Source organism: Siccirubricoccus deserti, assembly GCF_014283215.1.
GTDB classification, from domain to species: domain Bacteria; phylum Pseudomonadota; class Alphaproteobacteria; order Acetobacterales; family Acetobacteraceae; genus Siccirubricoccus; species Siccirubricoccus deserti.
Map to the genome: position 1 here is coordinate 35,671 of NZ_JACOMF010000008.1, position 24,510 is coordinate 60,180.

Annotated in this window: 17 protein-coding genes; 9 read left to right on the plus strand and 8 right to left on the minus strand. The window is 69.5% G+C overall.

Going from position 1 to position 24,510, the window contains the following annotated elements; genetic code table 11:
• Genes H7965_RS09140 through H7965_RS09150 form a run of 3 tightly spaced genes read right to left on the minus strand, consistent with a single transcriptional unit; the run spans position 1 to position 3,758 of the window.
• Positions 1-987 (minus strand): ABC transporter permease, encoded by a 987-nt coding sequence (locus H7965_RS09140; protein ID WP_186770269.1) that lies wholly within the window; start codon positions 985-987, stop codon positions 1-3.
• A 25-nt stretch (positions 988-1,012) separates the two neighbouring features.
• Positions 1,013-2,608 (minus strand): ABC transporter substrate-binding protein, encoded by a 1,596-nt coding sequence (locus tag H7965_RS09145; RefSeq protein ID WP_186770270.1) that lies wholly within the window; start codon positions 2,606-2,608, stop codon positions 1,013-1,015.
• A 49-nt stretch (positions 2,609-2,657) separates the two neighbouring features.
• Positions 2,658-3,758: an AI-2E family transporter gene (locus tag H7965_RS09150; RefSeq protein WP_186770271.1), complete on the minus strand. Its 1,101-nt coding sequence runs from the start codon at positions 3,756-3,758 to the stop codon at positions 2,658-2,660.
• A 125-nt stretch (positions 3,759-3,883) separates the two neighbouring features.
• Here H7965_RS09150 and otnI point away from each other — a divergent pair, with 125 nt between their 5' ends.
• The 3 genes from otnI to H7965_RS09165 all read left to right on the plus strand — a co-directional run bounded on the left by otnI (position 3,884) and on the right by H7965_RS09165 (position 6,811).
• The gene (otnI, locus tag H7965_RS09155) at positions 3,884-4,660 is read left to right on the plus strand and encodes a 2-oxo-tetronate isomerase (RefSeq protein WP_186770272.1); all 777 of its coding nucleotides are present in this window, start codon (positions 3,884-3,886) and stop codon (positions 4,658-4,660) included.
• Positions 4,661-4,703: 43 nt separating this feature from the next.
• Positions 4,704-5,585, plus strand: a complete 882-nt coding sequence (locus tag H7965_RS09160) for a 2-hydroxy-3-oxopropionate reductase (RefSeq protein WP_229682550.1) — start codon at positions 4,704-4,706, stop codon at positions 5,583-5,585.
• A gap of 344 nt (positions 5,586-5,929) precedes the next feature.
• Positions 5,930-6,811, plus strand: coding sequence for a helix-turn-helix domain-containing protein (locus H7965_RS09165; RefSeq protein ID WP_186770274.1), 882 nt, complete (start codon positions 5,930-5,932; stop codon positions 6,809-6,811).
• Between the two features lie 64 nt (positions 6,812-6,875).
• Here H7965_RS09165 and H7965_RS09170 read toward each other — a convergent pair whose 3' ends face one another.
• The gene (locus H7965_RS09170; RefSeq protein WP_186770275.1) at positions 6,876-9,527 is read right to left on the minus strand and encodes a bifunctional acetate--CoA ligase family protein/GNAT family N-acetyltransferase; all 2,652 of its coding nucleotides are present in this window, start codon (positions 9,525-9,527) and stop codon (positions 6,876-6,878) included.
• A gap of 175 nt (positions 9,528-9,702) precedes the next feature.
• On the opposite strand from H7965_RS09170, the gene H7965_RS09175 reads away from it, so the two are divergent.
• The 6 genes from H7965_RS09175 (at position 9,703) to H7965_RS09200 (ending at position 20,277) form a co-directional block, all read left to right on the plus strand.
• Positions 9,703-10,653, plus strand: a complete 951-nt coding sequence (locus H7965_RS09175) for an alpha/beta hydrolase (protein ID WP_186770276.1) — start codon at positions 9,703-9,705, stop codon at positions 10,651-10,653.
• Between the two features lie 305 nt (positions 10,654-10,958).
• Positions 10,959-11,918 (plus strand): complex I NDUFA9 subunit family protein, encoded by a 960-nt coding sequence (locus H7965_RS09180; protein WP_186770277.1) that lies wholly within the window; start codon positions 10,959-10,961, stop codon positions 11,916-11,918.
• Positions 11,919-12,156: 238 nt separating this feature from the next.
• On the plus strand, positions 12,157-13,623 hold the full coding sequence (locus H7965_RS09185; protein ID WP_186770278.1) for an NAD(P)-dependent oxidoreductase: 1,467 nt from the start codon (positions 12,157-12,159) through the stop codon (positions 13,621-13,623).
• 5 nt (positions 13,624-13,628) lie between these two features.
• A complete protein-coding gene (gene gltB, locus H7965_RS09190) occupies positions 13,629-18,158 on the plus strand; it encodes a glutamate synthase large subunit (RefSeq protein WP_186770279.1) in 4,530 nt (1,509 codons plus the stop codon).
• 149 nt (positions 18,159-18,307) lie between these two features.
• Entirely contained in the window at positions 18,308-18,976 is a 669-nt protein-coding gene (fzlA, locus tag H7965_RS09195; RefSeq protein ID WP_186770280.1) for an FtsZ-binding protein FzlA, read from the plus strand.
• 341 nt (positions 18,977-19,317) lie between these two features.
• The gene (locus tag H7965_RS09200; protein WP_186770281.1) at positions 19,318-20,277 is read left to right on the plus strand and encodes a Bug family tripartite tricarboxylate transporter substrate binding protein; all 960 of its coding nucleotides are present in this window, start codon (positions 19,318-19,320) and stop codon (positions 20,275-20,277) included.
• Positions 20,278-20,355: 78 nt separating this feature from the next.
• Here H7965_RS09200 and H7965_RS09205 read toward each other — a convergent pair whose 3' ends face one another.
• From H7965_RS09205 to H7965_RS09220, 4 genes are all read right to left on the minus strand, one after another.
• Positions 20,356-21,504: an ABC transporter substrate-binding protein gene (locus H7965_RS09205; RefSeq protein WP_456308136.1), complete on the minus strand. Its 1,149-nt coding sequence runs from the start codon at positions 21,502-21,504 to the stop codon at positions 20,356-20,358.
• 197 nt (positions 21,505-21,701) lie between these two features.
• Positions 21,702-22,778, minus strand: a complete 1,077-nt coding sequence (locus H7965_RS09210; RefSeq protein ID WP_186770283.1) for a tartrate dehydrogenase — start codon at positions 22,776-22,778, stop codon at positions 21,702-21,704.
• 52 nt (positions 22,779-22,830) lie between these two features.
• Entirely contained in the window at positions 22,831-23,637 is an 807-nt protein-coding gene (locus tag H7965_RS09215) for a calcium-binding protein (RefSeq protein ID WP_186770284.1), read from the minus strand.
• A 113-nt stretch (positions 23,638-23,750) separates the two neighbouring features.
• Complete coding sequence (locus tag H7965_RS09220; RefSeq protein WP_186770285.1) at positions 23,751-24,470, minus strand: DUF1028 domain-containing protein; 720 nt, start codon at positions 24,468-24,470, stop codon at positions 23,751-23,753.
• Positions 24,471-24,510: the final 40 nt, after the last annotated feature.

A 24,510-nucleotide genomic window follows, 5' to 3' on the forward strand; every position in this document is an offset into this window, starting at 1 on the left:
TCAGCGCCCCCGTGCCACGGCGCGGCCGATCCGCAGCCGCGGGTCCACCGCATAGTACAGCAGGTCGACCACCAGGTTGATGGTCACGAAGACCAGCGCGATCAGCACCAGATAGGCGGCCATCACCGGGATGTCGGCGGCGCTGACGCTCTGGATGAACAGCAGCCCCATGCCGGGCCACTGGAACACCGTCTCGGTGACGATGGCGAAGGCGATGATGCCGCCGAGCTGCAGCCCGGCGATGGTGATCACCGGCACCAGCGTGTTGCGCAGCGCATGGCCGAAATGGACGGCGCGGTTGCCGAGGCCCCGGGCGCGGGCGAATTTGATGTAGTCGGTCCTGAGCACCTCCAGCATCTCCGCCCGGACCAGCCGCATGATCAGGGTGAGCTGGAACAGCCCGAGCGTCACCGAGGGCAGGATCAGCGCCTTGATGCCGGACCAGGTCAGGAAGCCGGTGGACCACCAGCCAAGCTGCACCACCTCGCCGCGGCCGAAGCTCGGCAGCCAGCCGAGCCAGACGGAGAAGACCAGGATCAGCAGGATGCCGACCAGGAAGGGCGGCAGGCTGACGCCGATCAAGCTGACGGTCAGCAGCAGGCGGCTGAGCCAGGAGTTGCGGTAGAGTCCGGTGTAGACCCCCATCGCCACGCCGGCGACCAGGGCGATGATGGCGGCGCAGAAGGCCAGTTCCAGGGTCGCCGGGGCGCGTTCGCCAATCAGCTCCGCCACGGGACGGGACAGCCGGTAGGACAGGCCGAATTCGCCCTGCGCCGCATTGCCGATGAAGCGGAGGAATTGCACGAAGAAGGGCTGGTCGAGCCCGAGGTCGCTGACCAGGGCGGCGCGCTGCGCCTCGGTGAAATCCTGGCCGAGCATGATGGCGACTGGGTCGCCGACATAGGCGAACATGGCGAAGCTGATCAGCGCCACCGCCAGCATCACCGGCACCGCCTGCAGCACCCGCGAGACGATGAAGGCGAACATGCCTAGCGGCCGTGCCGTTGCGCGGTCATTGCGCGCCTGCCATGGCCCAGCGGAAATACGGCTGGTTGTTGGCCATGTGCGGGATGGTGACGGTACTGCGCATCGCCCAGGGAATCATCTGGTGGTGCAGCGGGATATGCGGCAAATCCTCGCGGTACAGTTGCAGCGCCTCGCGTATCGTGGCCTTCCGGGCCTCGCCGCTTTCGACCTTCATCCGCTGGATCAGCGCATCCATCCGCGGGTTGGAATAGCCGCCGTAATTCCAGATGCCGTCGCCCTGGGCGCCGTTGCGGGTCGCCAGCAGCGACTGGAAGGAATAGAGCGCATCGAGTGTCGGCACACCCCAGCCGAGCAGGTAGACGCTGGTGTCGTCGCGCTGGATCTGGGCGAAGAAGGGAGCCAGCGGCTGCGCCTTCACCGCGGTCCGCACCCCGGCGCGCGACCACATGGCGGCGATGTTCTGGCAGATCTGCTCGTCGTTGATGTAGCGGTTGTTCGGGCAATCCAGCGTCACCGAGAAGCCCTGTGGGTAGCCGGCCTCGGCCAGCAGTGCCCGGGCCCGCGCCGCGTCGAAAGGCAGCCGCACATCCTCCGATTTGGCATAGCCGTTGACCTGTTCGGGAATGAGCGTGCCGGTCACCACCGACTGGCCACGCATGGTGGTGCGGTGGATCGCCTGGATGTCGATCGCCTGGTACAGCGCCTGCCGCACCCGCAGGTCGCGGAACGGGTTCCTGCCCTTCACGTCGCTGTACAGCAGTTCCTCCCGCGCCGTGTCGAAGGCGAGGAAGATGGTCCGCACCTCCGGCCCCTCCACCACCTTCACCCCGGGTGCGGCGCGCAGCCGGTTGAGGTCCTGCAACGGCGGGTCGAGCACGAAGTCCACCTCACCCGACAGCAGCGCGGCGATGCGCGTGGCATCCGAGGCGATCGGGCGGAAGACGATCTCGGCGACGTTGCCGGTGTTGCCCTCCACCTGCCAGCCCCACCACGCCGGGTTGCGGACCAGCACGGTGCGCACATCCGGCTCCCGCGTCGCCAGGCGGTAGGCGCCGGTGCCATTGGTGTTGCGGGTAGTGACCATCTCCTCCCGCGCCCTGGTGTTCTGCGGGCGGGCAGCGTTGTTCGCCTCGGACCAGGCCTTCGACATCATGAAGACGCTGGCCAGCTTGTTGGGCAGGATCGGGTCTGGGGCCTTGGTGATGATGTCGACGGTCTGCGCGTCCACCGCCTCGACCTTGGCGATAGTATCGACATAGATGCCGAAGTTGCTGGTCGGCTGCAGCGCCCGGGTGATCGAGAAGACCACATCCTCCGGCCCGAAGCCCTGGCCGTCGTGGAAGCGGACGCCCTGCCGCAGGGTGAAGCGCCAGCGGCTCGGCTCCACCTGCCGCCATGCGGTGGCGAGGCCCGGGGTCAGCGAAAGGTCGCGGTCGCGGTGGATCAGCGGATCGTAGATCTGCTGCAGCACCATGGTTACGGTGCCGACGTTCTGGCTGTGCGGGTCCATGGTGTTGGGGTCGCCGCTCGCCGCCCAGCGCACGGTCTGCGCCATGGCCCCCACCGCCGGCATGGCCCCGAGGACCGCCACCAGGGCGGCCGCACGCACCCAGTGAACCATCGCCCAGTCTCCCATCGCGGCGCCGGTATGGCCGGTGCTCGGTGTTGCCCTATACGGCGGGCCCCGATGGCGCGGAAGGCCCCGCACGAACCTCCGAATCGGCCGTCAGCCCATCCGCTGCCCAGTCCTTCAGCAGGGTGAACCCGACCGCAAGCAGAACCGGGCCAAGGAACAACCCGAGGAAGCCGAAGGCCAGCACCCCGCCCAGCGCCCCAAGCAGGGTCAGCAGCAGCGGCAGGTCAGCGCCGCGGGAGATCAGCCAGGGCCGGATCACGTTGTCGGCACTGCTGATGCCGAAGGTGCCGTAGAGGCCGAGAAAGATCGCCCAGCCGGTCTCCCCCTGGCTGAACAGCCAGAGCGTCGCCGGGATCCACACCAGCGGCGCCCCCGCCGGCAGGATGGAGATGACGCCGGCGATCACCCCGAGCAGCACCGGCTGCGGCACGCCGGAGATCCACAACCCGAAAGCCGTCATCAGCCCCTGCACCACCGCGGTGCCGAGCAGGCCATAGACCACGCCACGGGTGACGTCGCCGACCAGCACCATCAGCCGCCGGCTGCGGTCACCGGCCAGGCGGTGCAGCGCCGCCTCGCTGCACTTGGCGATCGCCGGGCCGTCCCGGTAGAAGAAGAAGGCGAGGAAGATCGCCAGCAGCACCTCGGCGAGCCCCGACAGCACCGCCAGCAGCACGGAGAGCAGGCCCTGCGCCAGGGTGCCGGCATAGGGCTTCAGCAGATCGGTTATGGCCGAGAAGCCGAAGTCGATCTGACCCAGATACTCCGGCAGATACGACCCGACCAGCGGCAACCGGCCCAGCCAGTCGCCGAGGCCGGGCATGCCCTGGGTCAGCAGCGCTTCGACCGAGCCGCGCAGCCCCTCCACTTCCTCCCGCCGCGTCGGCGTCGCCAGCACGAGCGGTACGCCGATCAGCAGGAATTCCACCAGCACCATCACCAAGGCCGCGAGGCCGTTCGACATTCCGGTGCGCTCGCGCAGGAAGCGGAAGCCCGGCCAGGTGGAGAACACCAGGATTGCCGCCCAGAGCAGCGCCGAGAGGAAGGGCCGCAGCACCATGAGGCAGGCGATGGTCAGCGCCAGTACGGCGATCAGGCCGAGCAGGCGCGCCGCGGTGGAGCTTTCGGTCTGCATGCGGGCCTCCGTTCCGCCCCTGCGTAGCATCCGCCGGGCATGGCGTCAGTGGTTTGGCGCAGTAGCCAGGGCTGCGTGCCGCCGGTAGCCTCCCCGGAACCACGTCCGGGGGAGGTCACCGCATCATGCCGCGTTTCGCAGCCAACCTGTCGATGATGTTCACCGAGCATCCCTTCCTCGACCGGTTCGCCCGCGCCCGCGCCGCCGGCTTCGAGGCGGTGGAGTTCCTCTTTCCCTACGAGCATCCGGCCGCCGAGATCGCCCGGCGGCTCAAGGACAACGGGCTGCAGCAGGTGTTGTTCAATGCCCCGCCGGGCGACTGGGCGAAGGGCGAGCGCGGCCAGGCAGCGCTGCCCGGCCGCGCGGCCGAGTTCCGCGAGGGGGTGAAGCGGGCACTGGACTACGCCGCGGCGCTGGCCTGCCCACGGCTGCATCTGATGGCCGGCCTCACCCCCGCGGGGGTGCCGCGAGACACGCTGCTGGCGACCTACGCCGTCAACCTCGCCTGGGCCGCCGAGGAATGCAGCAAGGCCGGGGTCAAGCCGGTGATCGAGCCGATCAACCATCGCGACATCCCCGGCTTCTTCCTCAACACCACGGACGAGGGCGCGGCGATCATCGAGGCGATCGGGCCGGAGCGGATCGGGCTGCAATTCGACCTTTACCACTGCCAGATCACCGAGGGCGACGTGGTCAAGCGGGTGGAGAAGCACCTGCCGCTGATCGCCCACATGCAGGTGGCCGACAACCCGGGACGCCATGAGCCGGGCACCGGCGAGGTGAACTGGCCCTTCGTGTTCAGCCGCATCGATGCGCTCGGCTTCCGCGGCTGGATCGGTTGCGAATACCGCCCGGCCGGCGAGACCGAGGCCGGGCTCGGCTGGTTCCAGCCCTACAAATGAGGCACCCGGCCGCTCCACGAGACCGCAAGGAAGGACCATCGCCATGAAGATCGGATTCATCGGCCTCGGCATCATGGGCAAGCCCATGGCCGGCCACCTCAGGGACGCCGGCCACGAGATCATCGTGCCGGAACGCAAGAGCCTCGGCGCCGACCAGCGCGCCACCTTCACCGTCGTCGCCGACGCCAGGGCCGTCGCCGCCGCGGCCGAGATCATCATACTGATGGTGCCCGACACCCCCGATGTGGAGGCCGTGCTGTTCGGCCCGGCCGGCGTCGCCGAGGGGCTGGCGAAGGGCAAGCTGGTCATCGACATGTCCTCGATCAGCCCGACCGCGACCAAGGAATTCGCCGCGAAGGTGAACGCCCTCGGCGCCGACTACCTGGATGCGCCGGTCTCGGGTGGCGAGGTCGGCGCCAAGCAGGCGACGCTGACCATCATGGTCGGCGGCGAGGAGGCTGCGTTTGCCCGGGCCAGGCCGCTGTTCGAGCTGATGGGCAAGAACATCACCCTGGTCGGGCCGAACGGCGCCGGGCAGACCACCAAGGTCGCCAACCAGATCATCGTCGCCCTGACCATCGAGGCGGTGGGCGAGGCGCTGGTCTTCGCCAGCAAGGCCGGCGCCGACCCGGCCAAGGTGCGGCAGGCGCTGATGGGCGGCCTCGCCACCTCCCGCATCCTGGAGCTGCACGGCGAGCGGATGATCAAGCGCACCTTCAACCCCGGATTCCGCATCCTGCTGCACCAGAAGGATCTGAATCTGGCGCTGCAATCCGCCAAGGAGCTGGGCGTGGCGCTGCCCAACACCGCCTCGACCCAGCAGCTGTTCTCCGCCTGCGTCGCCGCGGGACATGGCGGGCTGGACCATTCCGGACTGGTGAAGGCGCTGGAAACCCTGGCGGTGCATCCGGTGATGGCGGATTGATCCCGGCATGAATGTTCCATTCATGCCGTGGCCGCGACGGGTGCCCATGGGCGGTTGCGCAGCGCCGGCCATGCGGCCTGGAACGCTGCCCGCGGGTTACGCCATGCGGCGCGCGTCGTAGCAGGACGCCTGGCGGCTGGGGCAGGACCGGTTGCGTCCGGCGCCTGCCTACAACCTATGGAAGGGGTAGGTGTTCATTAGATTTTGGCACTCCGCCCGTTACATGACGCGGCAGCGCTTGCTTTTGGCCTGAAGGGGCGCCAGTAATCCTAGACTCGCGCTCGGCATATGATCTAGTCTCAAAAATAGCCCAGGCGCGACTTGGGTCAGGTCTGGAGGCTTGCATGCGGTTTGTCGACATCGGGCAGCAATTGCGCGCCTATCGCCTGGAGTCCGGCCTGCGTGCCGAGGAGATCGCCGCGCGACTCGGCGTCTCCCGTGCCGCCCTCTACCGCTACGAGAAGGGCGAGGTCATCAAGCTGGATACCATCCGGCGGCTGGCCGAATTGCTCAAGATCTCGCCACTGTCGCTGCTTGGCATCGGGGTTGAGTATTTCTCCCGCCCGATCGCCTTCCTCGAACGCCTGCGCCAGGTGGAGGAAGAGGCCGACCAGATCCTCTTCGTCGGCGGTGCCGCCTGCTACCAGACCGCGACCGACGCCTTCGACGGCGCGGTGACCGAAGCCTGGACCGAAGCCGCCGACGCCAGCGCCGACCGGGCCTCGGCCCGCGCCCTGGCCGACCAGGCGCTTGGCCTGCTCGCGGCCCGGCGCAAGCAGCACCAGCAGCGTCGACCGACGATCATCGGCATCCTCTCCGAAGCTGCGCTCATCCGCTCCCTGCAGGATGGCGTCGCTGCCGGCCTCCCGCTGCCGGCCCGCACCCGCGCCCGCTGCCGCAGCGCCGCCATTACCGAGGCGGAGAGCATTGCCAGCTTGATGGAATCCGTCCCCATCGGAGTCCAGCTCGGCCTCTCCACCGGTTCCGACCTCTCAGGCAGCTTCATGGTGCTGCGCGGGCGGGACCGGGCGCATGTCGTCGGCAGCCCCTTCGCCCCGGACACCGCCCCCGGCGGCGGCCTCGGCGTCGCCATGATCACCGCCGCGGATGAGGCCATTTCGGTGCACCAGAGGGTGGCCGAAGCCGCCTGGCGGGATGCGCTGAAGGGCGCCGCCGCCGCCGCCCGGCTGCGGGATTTGATCAAGGTCGCCCAGGCGGCCGAATAGGCCCACCCCGGGTCACGCCCGATGGTGGGCCCGGCTCCGGGGCGTGCGCACCCCGCCGCGATCCCTACCCGCCCAGTTCCAGCACCGCCTCATACACCTCATCCTCCTCCGGCGACCGCCGAAGGGTGAAGCCGAGCGCGCGGACGAAACCGAGCATCGGCGCGTTATCGGCCAGCACATGGCCGAGCACCCGCCCAACGCCCTCCGCCCGGCCCCATTCGAACAGCCGTTCCATCAGGTGACGGCCAAGCCCCTGTCCCTTCATCTCCGGCGCCACCGTCACCGCGAACTCCGCGGTAGCCGAGTCCGGATCGCGGATCAGGCGCGCGACGCCAAGCGTCATCTCCGTCCGGTCCGCCTGACGGCGGGTGGCGACAAAGGCCATCTCGCGGTCGTAGTCGATCTGGGTCAGCCGGGCGACCAGTGCCGGCGACATCTCCTTCAGCGGCGAGAAGAAGCGCCAGCGGACATCCTCGGTGCTCAGCCGGCCGAAGGCTTCGGCATGCGCCGCGGCATCTTCCGGCCGAATCGGGCGAATGGTCAGCACCTCCCCGTCGCGGACACGGAAGGGCCGCGCCAGCTCGGCCGGATAGGGCGCCACCGCCAGCACCCCGGCCTCGCCCGCCGGGCGCAGCACCAGCGTCGCATCCGCCGCCAACACGCCCGCCGCATCGGCGAACAGCGGGTTGATCGTCAGGCTGGCGATCTCCGGGAAGTCCACCGCGACCTGGGACAGCCGGACCAGCGCATCGGCCACTGCTCCGGTATTGGCCGGCGGCCAGTCGCGAAACCCGGCCAGCAGCCTGGCGGTCCGCGACCGGCCGATCAGCTGGTCGGCCAGCGCCAGGTTCAGCGGCGGCAAATCGTATTCCTCATCCTCCAGCAGATCCGCGGCGGTGCCGCCCTGGCCGAAGCCGATCCACGGCCCGAACATCGGATCCTCGCCGAGCCGGAGCCGCAGCTCCAGCGCCCGCGCCGCCTGGCGCTGCACCAGGAAGCCGGCGATGCGCGCCTCCGGCCGGCGCTGCCGCACCCGCGCCAGCATGGCGACGGCTGCCTCCCGCACCTGGGCGGCTGTGCCGAGGCCGAGCTGCACGCCGCCCACCTCGCTCTTGTGCGGCAGATCGGGGCTGAGGATCTTGAGCACCGCCGGGAAGCCGAGCATGGCGGCGGCATCACCCGCCTCGGCCGGGCCGGCGGCGCGGCGGCCCGGCACCGTCGGCAAGCCATAGGCGGCGAGCACGCCCAGCGCCTCCTCCTCAGTCAGCCCCAGCCTGCCGGCGGCCCGGGCATCGGCCAGGATGCGGCGGACGGCGGCATGGTCGGGCGCCAGTTCCAGCACCTGGCGCGGCGGCAGCTCGGCGGCGGCGGCCCGGTTGCGGCGGTCCTGTGCCAGATGCAGCGCGCCGCGCACCGCCGCCTCCGGCGTGGCGAACACCGCGAGCCCGGCATTCGCCAGCAGTTGCCGCTGCCGCCCTGCCGTCGCCTGGCCGGACCAGCCCACCAGCACCGGCGCGGCGCGGCGGCCGGCGCCGGCTCGGCAGGCCGCCACCATGGCCTCGGCAGCGACATCGCCCGGCTCGAAGGGCTCCGGCGCGTGCAGCGCGACCACCGCATCGACCTCCGGCAGCGCCGCCATCATGGCGGCCACCTCGGCGAGCCGCGGCCCGGCTCCGGAGCCGAGCGAGAGCGGGTTGTCAGGTTGACGGCCACCTGGAAGCAGCGCGGCAAAGGCGGCCTGCGCCCCCGGCGACAGCACCGCCAGCCGGCCGCCACCGGCGACCACCGCATCCGCCGCCAGCAGGCCGAGTCCATGGCCATTGGTGACGATGCCGATGCGGTCGCCCTGGGCCGTGCCAGGGCGCGGCCGGGCCCGGGCCAGCGTCTCCGCCGCGGCGAGCAGATCCTCGAGCCCGGAGACCCGCAGCACCCCGGCGCGGCGCAGCGCCGCTTCCATCACCGCATCGCCGATCCCGGCGGCATCGGCCAGCCGCCCGCCGGCGCGCAGCGCGACCACCGGATGGGTCCGGGCGGTCGCGCGGGCAGCGGAGATGAAGGCGCGGCGGTTGCGGATCCGCCGCAGGTCGAGCAGCACCGCGCCGGTGTCCGCCTGCCGCGCCAGCCAGTCGAGCGCCGCGGCGAAGCCCAGGGTGGCATTGCCGCCGATGCCGATGACATGGCTGAAGCCGAGGCCCTCGGCGGCCGCCCAGTCCAGCACCGCCCGCGCCAGCGCCGAGGATTGCGTCACCAGCGCCAGCCGCCCCGGCAGCGGCGCGACATGGGAGAGCGAAGCGTTCAGCCCGATGGCCGGCACGCAGAGGCCGAAGCTGCCCTGCCCCAGCGCCCGGACCCCGGTGCGGGCGGAGACGGCGGCGAGGTCGGGTGCCGTGACGGGGACGATGGCGGCGAAGCAGCCGCGCGCCGCCAGCGCCTGCATCGCCGGCTCGAGCTCCGCCTGCGGCAGGCAGAGCACGGCGAGGTCGGGCGGATCCGACAGTTCGGCGATGCTGCCGGCCGGGGCCAGCCCCTCCTGCGCGATGCCGATGGCATGGAGCCGCCCCTTGAAGCCGCCGGCGGCAAGGTTGCTGGCCAGCACCGGCGCTTCCGCCATCCCGGGCGCCGCCACCAGCACCAGGCTGCGGGGCCGGAACAGCGCGCTGGCGCGAAAGGCGGCAGTGCCGCGAAAGGGCTGGGCAAGGACCATGGGGCGATGCACCACGACTCCAGATGCGGCTGGATCGGATCACGGTCCGGTCGGGACCGCGATCCGACCAGGCATTTCATTGTCGGAGCGGATGCCTCCGGGCGTGATCCGCTCCGGCGCGCGACACCCCCTTGCGGAGGACGGCGCGACCGCCTCCACTTCTTCCGGACAATGAGGGTTCAAGGCAATGGCGGATGCGCGGCTCGATCCGGAGATGGCGGCGTTCAACGCGATGATGGAAGCGCGGGCGGCGGCAATGCCGCCGATCACCCTCACCTTCCCCTTCGACGGGCCGCGGGCGCTGAACGACCAGCTCAGCATGAGCGTGGCCGGTGGCGGCCCGGCGCTGGCGGTCAGCGAGGACCGCTGGCTGCCGGTGCGCGGCCGCCGCATCCAGTGCCGGGTCCACCTGCCGCCCGGCCCCGGGCCGCATCCGGTGCTGGTCTACATCCATGGCGGCGGCTGGGTCTGGGGCAGCATCGACACCCATGACCGGCTGATGCGCGAATACGCCGCCGCCGCCGGCTGCGCCGTCATCGGCCCGGATTACGCGCTGAGCCCGGAGGCGGTCTTCCCGCAAGCGTTGGAGGAATGCGCCGGAGTGCTGCGATGGGTCGCGGCGCATGGGGCGGAATGGGGGCTCGATACCGGCCGCATCGTGCTCGGCGGCGACAGCGCCGGAGGCAATCTCGCGGCCGGGCTGGCGCTGTACCTGCGGGAGTCGGGCGAATCGCTGGCGCTGCGCGGCCTGCTGCTCAACTACGGCGTCTTCGACAGCCGGCTCGACACCCCGAGCTACCGGGAATTCGCCACCGGCTATGGGCTGAGCGAGGAGCGGATGCGCTTCTACTGGAGCGTCTACGCCCCCCGGGCGGCCGACCGGCTCTCCCCTTTTGCCGCGCCGCTGCGGGCCGACCTCCGCGGCCTGCCGCCCTGCCTGCTGCACATCGCCGAGCTGGACGTGTTGGCCAGCGAGAACCACGCCATGGCGGCAAGGCTGCGCGAGGCGGGGGTGGTGGTGGAGAGCGCCGTCTTCGCCGGAACCGTGCACGGCTTCCTGCGCGCGGTGGGGCATGTCGGCAAGGCGAAGCAGGCGGTGGCAGAGGCCGCGGCCTGGTTGCGGGCGCGGTTCAGGTAGATGCAGGCATGGCGCGAATAGTAAAATCAATAAAAACAATGGTTTGATCGGTATTCCATTCAAGCTGAGGCGCTGCCCCTAAACCCCTGCCGGGGCCAAGGCTTGGCCCTGGACCCCGCCGTCAGCCGCCAGTCGAACAGCTTCGCCTCGACAGGCCAGGGTCTGGAGGACATCCGTCCCTCCGGCGGGGCCATGGGGCAGCGTCCCCATTCTTCCTGCCTTTCCCCATGCCACCTCCACGGCTTGGCGGCGGACGACGCCCGCCATATGGTCCGCGGCCGCCTACCAGGGAGCCTCGGGTCATCATGCGCGGAACCACCGTCAGGAAAGTCGCCACGGTATTCGGAGGCTCCGGCTTCATCGGCCGCTATGTGGTCCAGCGGCTGGCGCAGCGCGACTACATCGTGCGCGTCGCCGGCCGGCACCCCTCCGCCGCGCGCTTCCTGCAGACCCAGGGCCGGGTCGGCCAGATCGTCCCACTGGCCGCCGCGGTGACGGATGAGCCGGCGGTGGCCCGCGCCGTCGCCGGCGCCGATCTGGTGGTCAACCTGGTCGGCATCCTGCACGAGCGGCGGCGCGACGACTTCACCCGAATCCACACCAATGGCGCCGGGCTGGTGGCCCAGCTGGCCGCGGCAGCAGGGATCGAGCGGCTGGTGCATGTCTCGGCGATCGGCGCCGATCCGGCCAGCCCTTCCGCCTATGGCCGCAGCAAGGGCGAGGGCGAGGCGGCGGTGCGCGCGGCCTTTCCGCAGGCCACCATCCTCCGCCCCTCCATCGTCTTCGGTCCGGAAGACCAGTTCTTCAACCGCTTCGCCGGCATGGCCCGGATGCTGCCCTTCATGCCGGTGGTCTCCGGCGCCACCAGGTTCCAGCCGGTCTATGTCGGCGACGTGGCCGATGCGGTGGCGGCGGCGGCCGAGCACGAGGAGGCGCCGGGCCGCAGCTATGAGCTGTGCGGCCCCCGGGCGGTCAGCTTCCGCGAGTTGCTGCACTATATCCTGGAGGTCACCGGCCACCGCCGGCCGCTGGTGGACATGCCGGCCGGTCTCGTGCGGCTGCAGGCGCGGCTGTCGGAATTCCTGCCCAACCCGCCGCTGACCCGAGACCAGCTTTTGATGCTGCAGCGTGACAACATCTGCACGGGCGAGGCGCCGGGGCTGCCGGCGCTCGGGATCAGCCCGAAGGCGATGGAGGCGGTGGTGCCGGGCTATCTGCTGCGTTTCCGGCCGGGTGGCGGGCGCCGGCCGCAGCACGCCGGATGATAGGTCCGATTCGGCCTTTTTTATGCTTGACGTTGCTCTCCTGTCCGGCAGCTTGATGATGGGCGGCTCGAAAAAGGACAGATAATCTGCCCTAACTGGGAAAAAGGACTCGCCTTCGGGCTGGCAGGGCTCTAAAGCTGCGCCAAAGCTTCCGGCCGCAGCGGTTGGGTCGTGCCTGGTGTCGTTTCAGCCATGCCTCGGTGCCCACCACGCGTCGCCGGCATTCCGAGGATCCGACATGGCCGAGCGCATGCTGCAATTCGTCCGCCTCCGACAGGCCCAGCCGGACAAACGCGACCTGTCGGCGCGGCGTTCGGACTTCGGCGAGATCTATCGCGAATTCGCCGCCGAGGCGGCGGCCGAACAGTCCAGCCGCTGCAGCCAGTGCGGTGTCCCCTTCTGTTCGGTGCACTGCCCGCTGAACAACAACATCCCCGACTGGCTGAAGCTGACCGCCGAGGGCCGTCTCGAGGAAGCCTACGAAGTCTCCTCCGCAACCAACACCTTCCCCGAGATCTGCGGCCGCATCTGCCCGCAGGACCGGCTGTGCGAAGGCAATTGCGTCATCGAGAAGGGCTTCGAGAGCGTCACCATCGGCGCCGTCGAGAAATACATAACGGATACCGCCTGGGAGAAGGGCTGGGTCAGGCCGCCGACCCCGCGCCAGGAACTGCCCTACAGCGTCGGCATCATTGGCGCCGGCCCGGCCGGCCTCGCGGTGGCCGAACGGCTGCGGCTGCGTGGCTACCAGGTGCATGTCTACGACCGCTATGACCGGGTCGGCGGGCTGATGATCTACGGCATCCCCAACTTCAAGCTGGAGAAGGACGTCGTGCTGCGCCGCTGGCAGCAGTACGAGGCCGGCGGGATCCAATTCCACCTCAACCTCGCCGTCGGCCGGGACATCTCGCTCGCGGAGCTGCGGGCGCGGCATGACGCGGTCTTCATCGGCACCGGTGTCTACAAGGCGCGCGATATCGAATGCGTCGGCAGCGGGCTCGACGGCATCGTCCCCGCGCTCGACTACCTGACCGCTTCCAACCGCGACAACCTCGGCGATGCGGTGCCGGACTTCGCCTCCGGCGCGCTGAATGCGAAGGGCAAGCGGGTGGTGGTGGTCGGCGGCGGCGACACCGCCATGGATTGCGTGCGCACCGCGGTGCGCCAGGGCGCCACCTCGGTCACCTGCCTCTACCGGCGCGACAAGGCGAACATGCCGGGTTCGATGCGGGAGGTGAAGAACGCCGAGGAGGAGGGCGTGGAATTCACCTGGCTGGCGGCGCCCGAGGCGTTCCTCGGCGATGCCGGCTCCGCCAGAGGGGGCGAAGGCCAGGTCAGCGGCGTGCGCGCGGTGCGGATGCATCTCGGCCTGCCCGATGCGACCGGGCGGCAGCAGGTGGCGCCGATCGCCGGCAGCCAGTTCACCATTCCCTGCGACCTGGCGATCAAGGCGCTGGGCTTCGACCCGGAAGACCTGCCCCTCGCCTTCGGCGAGCCGGCCCTGCCGGTGACGAAATGGGGCACGCTGAAGGTGCACCACCGCACCATGATGACGGAGCTGCCCGGCGTCTTCGCCGGGGGCGACATCGTCCGCGGCGCATCCCTGGTGGTCTGGGCGATCCGCGACGGCCGGGACGCGGCGGAGCAGATCGATGCCTATGTGAAGGCGAAGGCGAGCCAGGCGCTCGCCACGGCGGCGGAGTGACGGTGATGGACGAGAACGGGCAGGCTTTCGCCGAGGGCTTCCGGGCCAATACCGCGCGCCTCGCGGATGCGCATATCGACCTCACCGAGCATGACGCCTGCGGCGTCGGCATCGTTGCCGCGCTGGACGGCAAGCCGCGGCGGGAGGTGGTGCAGGCTGGCATCGACGCGCTGAAGGCAGTGTGGCACCGCGGTGCCGTCGACGCCGACGGCAAGACCGGCGACGGCGCCGGCATCCATATCGAGATCCCGCAGGATTTCTTCGCCGAGGTGGTGCAGCGCGGCGGCGACCGGCTGCGCCCCGGCCGCATCGCGGTCGGCATGGTGTTCCTGCCGAAGACCGATTTCGGCGCGCAGGAACGCTGCCGGCAGATCGTCGAGACCGAGATCCTGGGCGCCGGCTATGCCATCTATTCCTGGCGCCAGGTGCCGATCAACGTCGAATGCATCGGCGAGAAGGCCAATGCGACCCGGCCCGAGATCGAGCAGATCCTGATCTACGACCCCGAGCAGCGCGACGAGTCGACGCAGGAGCGTGACCTCTACGTCATCCGCCGGCGGATCGAGAAGCAGGCGATCGCGGCGCAGATCAACGAGCTGTACCTCTGCTCGCTGTCCTGCCGGTCGCTGATCTACAAGGGCATGTTCCTGGCCGAGAGCCTGACGGAATTCTACCCCGACCTGCTCGACCCGCGCTTCGTCTCGCGCTTCGCGGTCTACCACCAGCGCTACAGCACCAACACCTTCCCGACCTGGCGGCTGGCCCAGCCGTTCCGGATGATCGCCCATAACGGCGAGATCAACACCGTGAACGGCAACGCCAATTGGATGAAGAGTCACGAGACCCGGCTCTCACACCCGCTGCTCGACCCCTATCTGGACGACATCAAGCCGGTGATCCAGGCCGGCGGCTCCGACACCGCGACGCTCGATAACGTCTTCGAGCTGCTGGTGCGCGGCGGCCGCGACGCGCCCATGGCGAAGGCGATGCTGATCCCGGAATCGCTGAGCAACAACGCCACCATGCCGGAGGCGCACCGCGACCTCTTCCTCTACTGCAATGCGGTGATGGAGCCCTGGGACGGCCCGGCCGCCATTGCCGCCACTGATGGCCGCTGGATCATCGCCGGCCTCGACCGCAACGGTCTGCGGCCGCTGCGCTACACCCAGACCGCTAGCGGGCTGCTGATCGTCGGCTCCGAGACCGGCATGGTGAAGTTGCCGGAGGAGCAGATCGTCGCCAAGGGCCGGGTCGGCCCCGGCCAGTGCATCGCCGTCGACCTGGAGGAGGGCACATTCTACAGCGACACCGCGCTGAAGGACATGCTGTCCGGCCGCAAACCTTTCGGCAAATGGACCGAGCGCACCACCCGCATCGACGGCATCGTCAAGGCCGACAACGCCGAGCCGGAGCTGTTCCGCGGCGAGGAGCTGCGCCGCCGCCAGCTCTCGGTCGGCTATACGCTTGAGGAGCTGGAGACCATCCTGCATCCGATGGTGGAGGACAGCGCCGAGGCGGTCGGCAGCATGGGCGACGACACGCCGATCGCCGTGCTTTCAAGCCAGTACCGCGGGCTGCACCATTACTTCCGCCAGACCTTCAGCCAGGTCACCAACCCGCCGATCGACAGCCTGCGCGAGACGCGGGTGATGACGCTGAAGACCCGTCTCGGCAACCTCGGGAATATCCTCGACGAGGACCCGACGCAGTGCGACATGCTGATGCTGGACAGCCCGGTGCTGTCCAACGCCGAATTCGCCGCCATGCGCCAGTACATGGGCGCCAGTGCCTGCGAGGTGGATTGCACCTTCCTCGTCGCCGACGGCGAGGCCGGCCTGCGCCGCGCCATCGACCGGATCCGGCGCGAGGCGGAGGAAGGCGTGCGCAGCGGCTGCGCCCATGTCGTGCTGACCGATGAGCAGCAGGGGCCGGAACGCGCCGCCATCCCGATGATCCTCGCGGTCGGCGCCGTGCACACGCATCTGGTGAAGAACTCGCTCCGCACCTTCACCAGCCTCAATGTCCGCGTCGCCGAATGCGTCGACGTGCACTATTTCGCCGTGCTGATCGGCGCCGGCGCCACCACGGTGAACGCCTATCTGGCGCAGGAGAGTATCGCCGACCGGCACCGCCGCGGGTTGTTCGGCGACATGCCGCTGAAGGAGTGCGTCACGCACTACAAGAAGGCGGTGGACAAGGGCCTGCTGAAGGTGATGTCGAAGCTCGGCATCTCGGTGCTGTCGAGCTACCGCGGTGGCATGAATTTCGAGGCCATCGGCCTGTCACGCGCCCTGGTGAACGAGTTCTTCCCGGGCATGCCGAGCCGCATTTCCGGCATCGGCCTCTCCGGCATCGCCCGCCGCATCCTGGCGCTGCACCGCACCGCCTGGGACGCCGATGTGGTGACCCTGCCGGTCGGCGGGCTCTACAAGCTGCGCAAGCGCGGCGAGAATCACGCCTTCGACGGCAGCCTGATCCATACCCTGCAGCGTGCGGTGGAGACCGACAGCTACACCACCTTCAAGCGTTATTCGGAAGCGGTGCGGCGGCTGCCGCCGGTCGCGCTGCGCGACCTGCTGGACTTCCGCGCCGATGGCCGCGCGGCGGTGCCGCTGGAGGAGGTCGAGAGCATCACCGAGATCCGCAAACGCCTGCTGGCGCCCGGCATTTCGCTCGGCGCCCTCAGCCCCGAGGCGCATGAGACGCTGTCGATCGCGATGAACCGCATCGGCGCCCGCTCCGACAGCGGCGAGGGCGGCGAGGACCCGGCCCGCGCGCGGCCGCGCGCCAATGGCGACAACGCCAACAGCGCCATCAAGCAGATCGCCTCCGGCCGCTTCGGCGTGACGGCGGAGTATCTGAACGCCTGCCGCGAGATCGAGATCAAGGTGGCGCAGGGCGCCAAGCCCGGCGAGGGCGGGCAGCTGCCCGGCTTCAAGGTGACCGGGCTGATCGCCAAGCTGCGGCACTCGACCCCCGGCGTCACCCTGATCTCGCCGCCGCCGCACCACGACATCTACTCGATCGAGGATCTGGCGCAGCTCATCTACGACCTGAAGCAGATCAACCCGGATGCCGCGGTCTGCGTGAAGCTGGTCAGCCGCTCCGGCATCGGCACCATCGCCGCTGGTGTCGCCAAGGCGAAGGCGGATGCGATCCTCGTCTCCGGTCATTCCGGCGGCACCGGCGCGAGCCCGCAGTCGAGCATCAAATACGCCGGCCTGCCGTGGGAGATGGGGCTCTCCGAGACCCATCAGGTGCTGCTGCTGAACCGGCTGCGACACCGGGTGAAGCTGCGCACCGATGGCGGCATCAAGACCGGCCGCGACGTGGTCATCGCCGCCATGCTCGGCGCCGAGGAGTTCGGCATCGGCACCGCCAGCCTGGTCGCCATGGGCTGCATCATGGTGCGGCAGTGCCACAGCAACACCTGCCCGGTCGGCGTCTGCACCCAGGACGAGACGCTGCGGCAGAAATTCGCTGGCTCCCCGGAAAAGGTGATCAACCTGTTCAGCTTCGTGGCGGAGGAGGTGCGGGAGATCCTCGCCTCCCTCGGCTTCCGCAAGCTGACCGACGTGATCGGCCGGACCGAGCTGCTGAAGCAGGTCAGCCGCGGCTCCGAGGATCTCGACGACCTCGACCTCAACCCGCTGCTGGTCAAGGCGGATGCCGGCCCGCATGCCAGCTACTGCACGCTGGACGGCCGCAACGAGGTGCCGGAGACGCTGGACGCGGACATGATCCGCGATGCCCAGCCGCTGTTCGAGCGGGGCGAGAAGATGCAACTCGCCTACAACATCCGGAACACCCACCGGGCGATCGGCACCAAGATCAGCAGCCGCATCGTGCGGAAATTCGGCATGTCCGGGCTGCAGCCGGGGCATCTGACGGTGCGGCTGCGCGGCACCGCGGGCCAATCGCTCGGCGCCTTCGCGGTGCGCGGCCTGAAGCTAGAGGTATTCGGCGACGCCAACGACTATGTCGGCAAGGGGCTGTCCGGCGCCTCCATCGTGGTGCGGCCGGCGCCCTCCTCGGCATTGGTCTGGAACGAGAACAGCATCATCGGCAACACCTGCCTCTATGGCGCGACGGCGGGTGAGCTCTTCGCCGGCGGCCAGGCCGGCGAGCGATTCGCCGTCCGCAACAGCGGCGCGACGGCGGTGGTGGAAGGCTGCGGCGCCAATGGCTGCGAGTACATGACCGGCGGCACCGTCGTCATCCTCGGCCCGGTCGGAGATAATTTCGGCGCCGGCTTCACCGGCGGCATGGCCTTCCTCTACGACGCCGACGACACCTTCGAGAAGCGGGTGAACCCCGACACGCTGCTGTGGTCGCGCCTCGCCTCCGCGCATTGGGAGGCGGCGCTGAAGACGCTGATCGCCCGGCACGCCGAGGAGACGGGATCGCGCCTCGCCGCCCGGCTGCTGAACGACTGGACGGAGGAGCGGACGCGCTTCTGGCACGCGGTGCCGAAGGAATACGCGAAATACCTGGCCGCGCCGATGCGCGACCCGGTGGCCGTCGCGGCGGAGTAGAGCGTGACCGCCTGGGGTTGGAACAACCGAAGGCGGGAAGCGCACGGCCTGGCACCAGGGACCGGGTTGGCGCGCGGGGAAGGCGAATAACCTCCTCCGCTGCGCCGCAACAGCTTCTCCACGGATCGCACCGGTGGCATAAGCCGCCGGTGCGCATCCTTCATCACCTGCCGCTGTCGCCCTATGCCCGCAAGGTCCGCCTCGCATTGGCGGAGAAGCGGATTCCCTTCGAATTGCGGGTCGAGCGGGTCTGGGACCGCCGCCCGGAATTCCTCGACATGAACCCGGCCTGCACCGTGCCGGTGCTGATCGAGGAGACCGGCCTGGCGATCGCCGACAGCTACGCCATCTGCGAGTACCTCGACGAGGCCTATCCGGACATCACGCTGTTCGGCCGGACCCTGGCGGAACGCGCCGAGGTGCGGCGGCTGGTGTCCTGGTTCGACGACAAATTCAACACCGAGGTCACCCGCAACCTCTACTACGAGAAGCAGATGAAGCGGCTGCTCGGCCGCGGCAATCCGGATTCCGGGGTAATCCGCGCCGGTTACGCCAACCTCCGGCCGCATCTGGAATACCTTGGCTGGCTGGCGGAAACCCGCGCCTGGCTGGCCGGGCCGCAGGTGAGCCTCGCGGATTTCGCCGCCGCGGCGCATCTCTCGGCGCTCGACTACATCGGCGACGTGGATTGGAGCACCAATGAATCGGCGAAGGAGTGGTATGCGCGGATGAAGTCCCGCCCCGCCTTCCGCCCTCTGCTGGCCGACCGGGTCAGCGGCGTGACGCCGCCGCCGCATTACGCCGATCCGGATTTCTGACGCTCGCCCGCCGCAGCGCCGGCGCCATCAGCCCGCGGCGCCACCACTGGCAAGTTGTCGCCTGGCGGGACGCCGGGCTCGGCACCGTGATCATCACCGCGACGCCAGCGTCCGCATGCCGCGCCACAACACCAGCGCGCTTGCCGGCACCCGGAAGCGCAGCGGCCAGCCCGGACTGGCGCATCGCTGCCGAGGCGGACGGTGGCACCGGGTTCTCGCAGGCGGGCTGATCGCCACCATGGCGCATCGTCGTCAGTGCCGGCCGCGCCGGAGCACGGACATTGCCGATATCTGACGCCGTGATAGCAATGCCGCTACCCACTGATCCCCGGAGTGCATTGATGGCTTTCTCGCGTCGTGTCGCATTGGCCGCCCCGGCCCTGCTGCTGCCCAGCCTGGCCAGGGCACAGGGCTGGCCGGACCGGCCGATCCGCCTGGTTGTCGCCTTCCCCGCCGGCAGCGTCACCGACACGCTGATGCGCCATTTGGCGGAACCGCTGGGGCGTGAGCTCGGCCAGCCGGTGATCGTCGACAACCGCCCCGGCGGCAATGGCGTGGTCGGCACCGAGAGCGCCGCCCGCAGCCCGGCGGATGGCCATACCTGGTGCGTGGTGAGCGTCACCAATGGTGCGCTGAACACCTATACCGTGCCGCGGCTGCCCTATGACCCGCTCAAGGATTTCACCCCGATCGGCTTCATCGCCGAAACCGCCTACATCCTGGTGGTGCCGGCCGCCTCGCCGGCGAAGGACCTGGCCGGGCTGATCGCGCTGGCGAAACAGCGACCGGGCCAGCTGACCTACAGCCACGGCAATTCGAGCGCGCTGATCGCCTCGGCGACCCTGGCGCGGATGGGTGGGGTGGAAATGACCGCGGTGCCCTATCGCGGCGGGCCGGAAGCGCTGACCGATGTCATTGCCGGGCGAATCGACAGCACCTGGACGGATTTCCCCGCCGGCATGCCGCAGATCCGCGAGGGCAAGGTGCGGGCGCTGGCGGTAACCCTGCCGCAGCGCTTCCCGCTGGCACCGGAGATCCCCTCGGCGGCGGAGACGCTGCCAGGCTATGGCTTCACCTTCTGGTTCGGCATGTCGGCCCCTGCCGGCACCCCGGCGCCGGTGGTGGCGCGGGCGAATGCGGCGATGAACAAGGTTCTGGCCTCGCCGGAATTTGCCGACCGCGTCGCCCGCCTCGGCTATGTGCCGCGGCCGACCGAGCCGGAGTGGTTCCGGAGCTTCCTGCGCGACCAGATCAAGGAGCTGACGCAGCGGGCGAAGGAGGCAGGGATCGAGCCGGGCTAACGCGGCCCCCTGCCCTTTCGCCTCCTCGATCCAGCCGCGCCTGCGCGGCCCCTATCACCGGCTGCTGGCGATGCTGTTTTAGCTCCGCACCAGCGGGCAGCCGCCCTCGGCGATCGGCCGGAATGCCTCATTCGCCGGAATGGTGCGGACCAGCTTGTAGTAATCCCAGGGGCCCTTCGATTCCTCGGGCTTCTTCACCTCGAAAAGGTAGACAGGGTGGATCTTGCGCCCATCGGCGCGCACCTCGCCCTCGCCGAACAGCGGGTCGCTGGTCTTGATCTCCTTCATCCTGGCCACCGTCGCGGCGCCGCTGCGCTTCGCCGCCTCGACGCCGCCCATTGCCTCCACCGCCTTCAGGTAGTGCAGGGTGGAGGAATAGCAGCCGGCGTGGATCTGGGTCGGGCGGATGCCGCGGAACTGCGGGTGGAACCGCTCGGTGAAGGCGCGGGTACCGTCGTTCAAATCCCAGTAGAAGGATTCCGTCAGGTTCAGCCCCTGCGCCGTCTGCAGGCCGAGCGCGTGCACGTCGGTCACCTGGAACAGCAGCGCGGCGATCTTGGTGCCGCGCCGGGTCAACCCGAATTCCGCCGCCTGCTTGATGCTGTTGATGGTGTCGCCGCCGGCGTTGGCCAGGCCGATCACCTGCGCCCGGCTGGCCTGGGCCTGCATCAGGAAGCTGCTGAAATCGGTGGTGCCCGGGAAGGGCGTGCGTACCGAGCCCAGCACTTGGCCGCCGCCTTCCCTGACCTTCGCCATGGTGTCGCGCTCCAGCGCATGGCCGAAGGCATAGTCGGCGGTGATGAAGTACCAGGTGCGGCCACCGGCCGCGACCATGGTCTTGCCGGTGCCGTTGGCCAGCATCCAGGTGTCGTAGGACCAGTGGATGGTGTTCGGCGTGCAGGCCGGGCCGGTGAGATCGGCCGTCGCCGCGCCGGAGTTCAGGAACACCTTGTCCCGTTCCTTGGTCACCGATGAGACGGCGAGCGCGACGGAGGAGGTCGGGACGTCGAGGATCACATCCACGCCATCGCGGTCGAACCACTGCCGGGCGATGTTGGAGCCGACATCCGGCTTGTTCTGGTGGTCGGCCGCGATCACCTCGACGCGGATGCCCTTCTCCGCCACCTTGAAATCCTCGATCGCCATGCGCGTGGCGACGACCGAGCCCTGGCCGGTCAGGTCGGCATAGAGACCCGACTGGTCGTTCAGCACGCCAAGCCGGAGCACCGGCCCACCCTGAGCAATGGCCGGCCTCGCAAGCCCTGCCGGAAGAGTCGCAACTGCGGCACCGAGCTTCAGAATAGTCCTGCGGTCCATGGCCGATCTCTCCTGCGGGCCGGCTTGGCGCCGGGCCCGTTACAAGAAGAAATCGCCCAGACTTACAAAGCGTTCAAGGTCGTTTCGTAATTCTCTCGCGGCTTGGCTCAGGCATTGATGCCGGCCAAGGCGGCGATCACCGCATCGGTCACCGCAGCGGTCGTTGCGGTGCCGCCGAGGTCCGGGGTCAGCACCGCGCCGCGCCCTGTCACCGCCTCCACCGCCGCCATCAGGCGACGCCCGGCCGCGGCCTCGCCGAGGTGCTCCAGCAGCATCGCCGCGGTCCAGAAGGCGCCCAGCGGGTTGGCGATGCCCTTGCCGGTGATGTCGAAGGCCGAGCCGTGGATCGGCTCGAACATCGAGGGGCGCTTGCGGGACGGGTCGATGTTGCCGGTGGCGCCGATGCCGAGCGAGCCGGCCAACGCCGAGGCCAGGTCGGAGAGGATATCGGCATGCAGGTTGGTGGCGACCACGGTGTCGACCCGCCCCGGCTGCATCACCATGCGCGCGGTCATCGCATCGACCAGCACCTTCTCCACCGTCAGTTCCGGGTACTGGGCGGTCACGCCGGCGCAGACCTCGTCCCAGAACACCATGCCGTGGCGCTGGGCATTGGATTTGGTCACCACGGTCAGGTGCTTGCGCGGGCGGGACATGGCGATCTCGCAGGCATGGCGGCAGATGCGCTCGACCCCGGCGCGGGTGAAGACCGCGACATCCATGCCGACCTCGATCGGCAGCCCACGATGGGCCCGGCCGCCGACGCCGGCGTATTCGCCCTCGGAATTCTCCCGCACAATCACCCAGTCGATCTGCCGGCCGAGTTCCTCGCGCAGCGGGCCGGTCACGCTGGGCAGCAGCCGGGTCGGCCGGACATTGGCGTATTGGTCGAAGCCCTGACAGATCGCCAGCCGCAGCTCCCAGAGCGTGACATGGTCGGGGATGTCGGGCGCGCCGACGGCGCCGAAAAAGATGGCGTCGAAGCCTTCGAGCTGGCGCAGCCCGTCCGCCGGCATCATCTGGCCGGTAGTGCGGTACATCGCGCTGCCCCAGTCGAAATCCTGGATATCGCAGGCGAAGCCGCCATCGGCGGCGGCGGTCGCCGCCAGCACGCGGCAGCCGGCGGCGATCACCTCCGGCCCGATGCCGTCGCCGCCGATGGCGGCAATCCTCAAACGGCGCATACGCCCCTCCCCTCTCTCCTGGATCGGCGCCGGCTGTACGAGCGCGCGGCCTTCAGGCGAAGAGGAAGTCGCCCGCGCCCGGATGATGCTCGCCGAGCAAGGTGATGCTGACGTTGCCCTGGGTCGGCACCTCGTCGGGCGGCAGCGAGTAGATCGGTACCCAGACCTCGACCAGGGTGTTGCCGTCGACGACGCTGCTGCGAACCTGCAGATGCGTGGCGTCGGTGAACGCCGCCTCGCCCAGAATGTCGAGGGCCGCATCCGGGACGATCGACCGCAGGTGGGAGAAGTCGAGCTTGTCCAGCCCGTCCTCGAAATCCGTCACCACATCGCCGCGGGTGTCGAATACCGGCAGCTTCGCCCGGCTGTCGAGGGCGCCGAAGACGAAGCGGTCGGCGCCGGCGCCGCCGGTCAAGGTATCGGCGGCGACGCCGCCTTCCAGCACGTCGTCGCCGGCGTCGCCGTGAAGAAAGTCGGCCCCGCCGCCGCCGAGCAGCGTGTCATTGCCGTCGCCGCCCAGCAGCGTGTCGGCACCATCGCTGTCGCGGGCGTAGGCGTCGCGGTAGGGATTGCTCTCCGCCAGCACGCCCCAGCCGGAGATCAGGTCGTTGCCGAGGCTGCCGTTGGCGTAATCCGCCCCGTAGCCGGCATGCACCGTATCGTCGCCGAAGCCGGCGTCGATCAGGTTGCCGGGGATGACGACATCCGTATAGGGCTCCGGAAAGATCGGTGGGTGCGGCCCGTCGAGGCCGTCGCCGTAGATGAGGTCATTGCCGGCACCAGCCCAGATCAGCTCGGCTTCGGCGGAGCCATGGAGGGTGTCGGCATTCCAGGTCCCGATAATCAGGCGATAGGACATCATATCCTCATAAAAACGTATATATTATTCTATATCAACCTAAACGCGCACCTCCGTCATCTCTCTGCACAACCAAGCGACGGCTCGGAAGGTTACTCTGGCAAGGCCGCGATTCAGCGACGGAACCGCAAGGCCAGCCCCCGGGCCCGCCAATCCGCCTCGATCCCGTCGAGGTCCACCCGGCCGGAGGGGTTGCCCCGCCGCGGCATCTCCAGCAGCGCCGGTTGCCGCTCCCGGGTCCAGACGCCCAGCAGACGCCGGAGTTCATCGAGCGGAGCCAGATGGTCATCGACCCGTATGTTGAGGTCGGGGAAATCCTCCGTCGTCACCATCAGCATCGCCGCGGATTGCCGGCCGCGCCGGTCACCGCCTGCCGCCTCTCCGGCATCGAGCGCCGCCATCAGCCGGTCCGGCAGCGGCAGCGACGCATCGGCGGCGAAGCGGGCGTAGGTGTCCGCCACCACCGCCGGCCCGGCCAGCATGTTGCCGGCGACGGAGAAGCCCTCGGCGGTGCTGTGGCCGCACCATTCGACGCAATTCTCGCCGGTCCAGGCGGCACTGCGGCCGTGCCGGTCCACGGCGTGCACCTGACGGATGCCGCGGCCCTCGTCGCCGACCAGCGCACCCTCGATGGCCGCCGCCGGATGCAGACCGCGCTGCATCGCATCCAGGATCGCCGGACCGAGATAGCGGTTGGTCATGGACTGCGTCGAGACCGCGCCGACCCCGGCACGGACAAAGGGGCAGCTGGCGCCGACGGCGAAGGCGCAGGTGGTGACGGCGACAGCAAAGGCGCCGGTGACGCTGTCATGGGCAACAATGGACCAGGTCATCTCTCGGAGCTCCCGCGGCGGACCCCCCATCCTACGCGCC

What these genes read in the sequence shown, in the direction of transcription:
- H7965_RS09200 (WP_186770281.1), top strand. Translation starts at nt 19,318, where the DNA reads ATGGCTTTCTCGCGTCGTGTCGCATTGGCCGCCCCGGCCCTGCTGCTG.
- H7965_RS09215 (WP_186770284.1), bottom strand. Translation starts at nt 23,637, where the DNA reads ATGTCCTATCGCCTGATTATCGGGACCTGGAATGCCGACACCCTCCAT.
- H7965_RS09150 (WP_186770271.1), bottom strand. Translation starts at nt 3,758, where the DNA reads ATGCAGACCGAAAGCTCCACCGCGGCGCGCCTGCTCGGCCTGATCGCC.
- H7965_RS09160 (WP_229682550.1), top strand. Translation starts at nt 4,704, where the DNA reads ATGAAGATCGGATTCATCGGCCTCGGCATCATGGGCAAGCCCATGGCC.
- H7965_RS09165 (WP_186770274.1), top strand. Translation starts at nt 5,930, where the DNA reads ATGCGGTTTGTCGACATCGGGCAGCAATTGCGCGCCTATCGCCTGGAG.
- H7965_RS09210 (WP_186770283.1), bottom strand. Translation starts at nt 22,778, where the DNA reads ATGCGCCGTTTGAGGATTGCCGCCATCGGCGGCGACGGCATCGGGCCG.
- H7965_RS09145 (WP_186770270.1), bottom strand. Translation starts at nt 2,608, where the DNA reads ATGGTTCACTGGGTGCGTGCGGCCGCCCTGGTGGCGGTCCTCGGGGCC.
- H7965_RS09185 (WP_186770278.1), top strand. Translation starts at nt 12,157, where the DNA reads ATGGCCGAGCGCATGCTGCAATTCGTCCGCCTCCGACAGGCCCAGCCG.
- H7965_RS09220 (WP_186770285.1), bottom strand. Translation starts at nt 24,470, where the DNA reads ATGACCTGGTCCATTGTTGCCCATGACAGCGTCACCGGCGCCTTTGCT.
- otnI (WP_186770272.1), top strand. Translation starts at nt 3,884, where the DNA reads ATGCCGCGTTTCGCAGCCAACCTGTCGATGATGTTCACCGAGCATCCC.
- H7965_RS09180 (WP_186770277.1), top strand. Translation starts at nt 10,959, where the DNA reads ATGCGCGGAACCACCGTCAGGAAAGTCGCCACGGTATTCGGAGGCTCC.
- H7965_RS09140 (WP_186770269.1), bottom strand. Translation starts at nt 987, where the DNA reads ATGTTCGCCTTCATCGTCTCGCGGGTGCTGCAGGCGGTGCCGGTGATG.
- H7965_RS09175 (WP_186770276.1), top strand. Translation starts at nt 9,703, where the DNA reads ATGGCGGATGCGCGGCTCGATCCGGAGATGGCGGCGTTCAACGCGATG.
- gltB (WP_186770279.1), top strand. Translation starts at nt 13,629, where the DNA reads ATGGACGAGAACGGGCAGGCTTTCGCCGAGGGCTTCCGGGCCAATACC.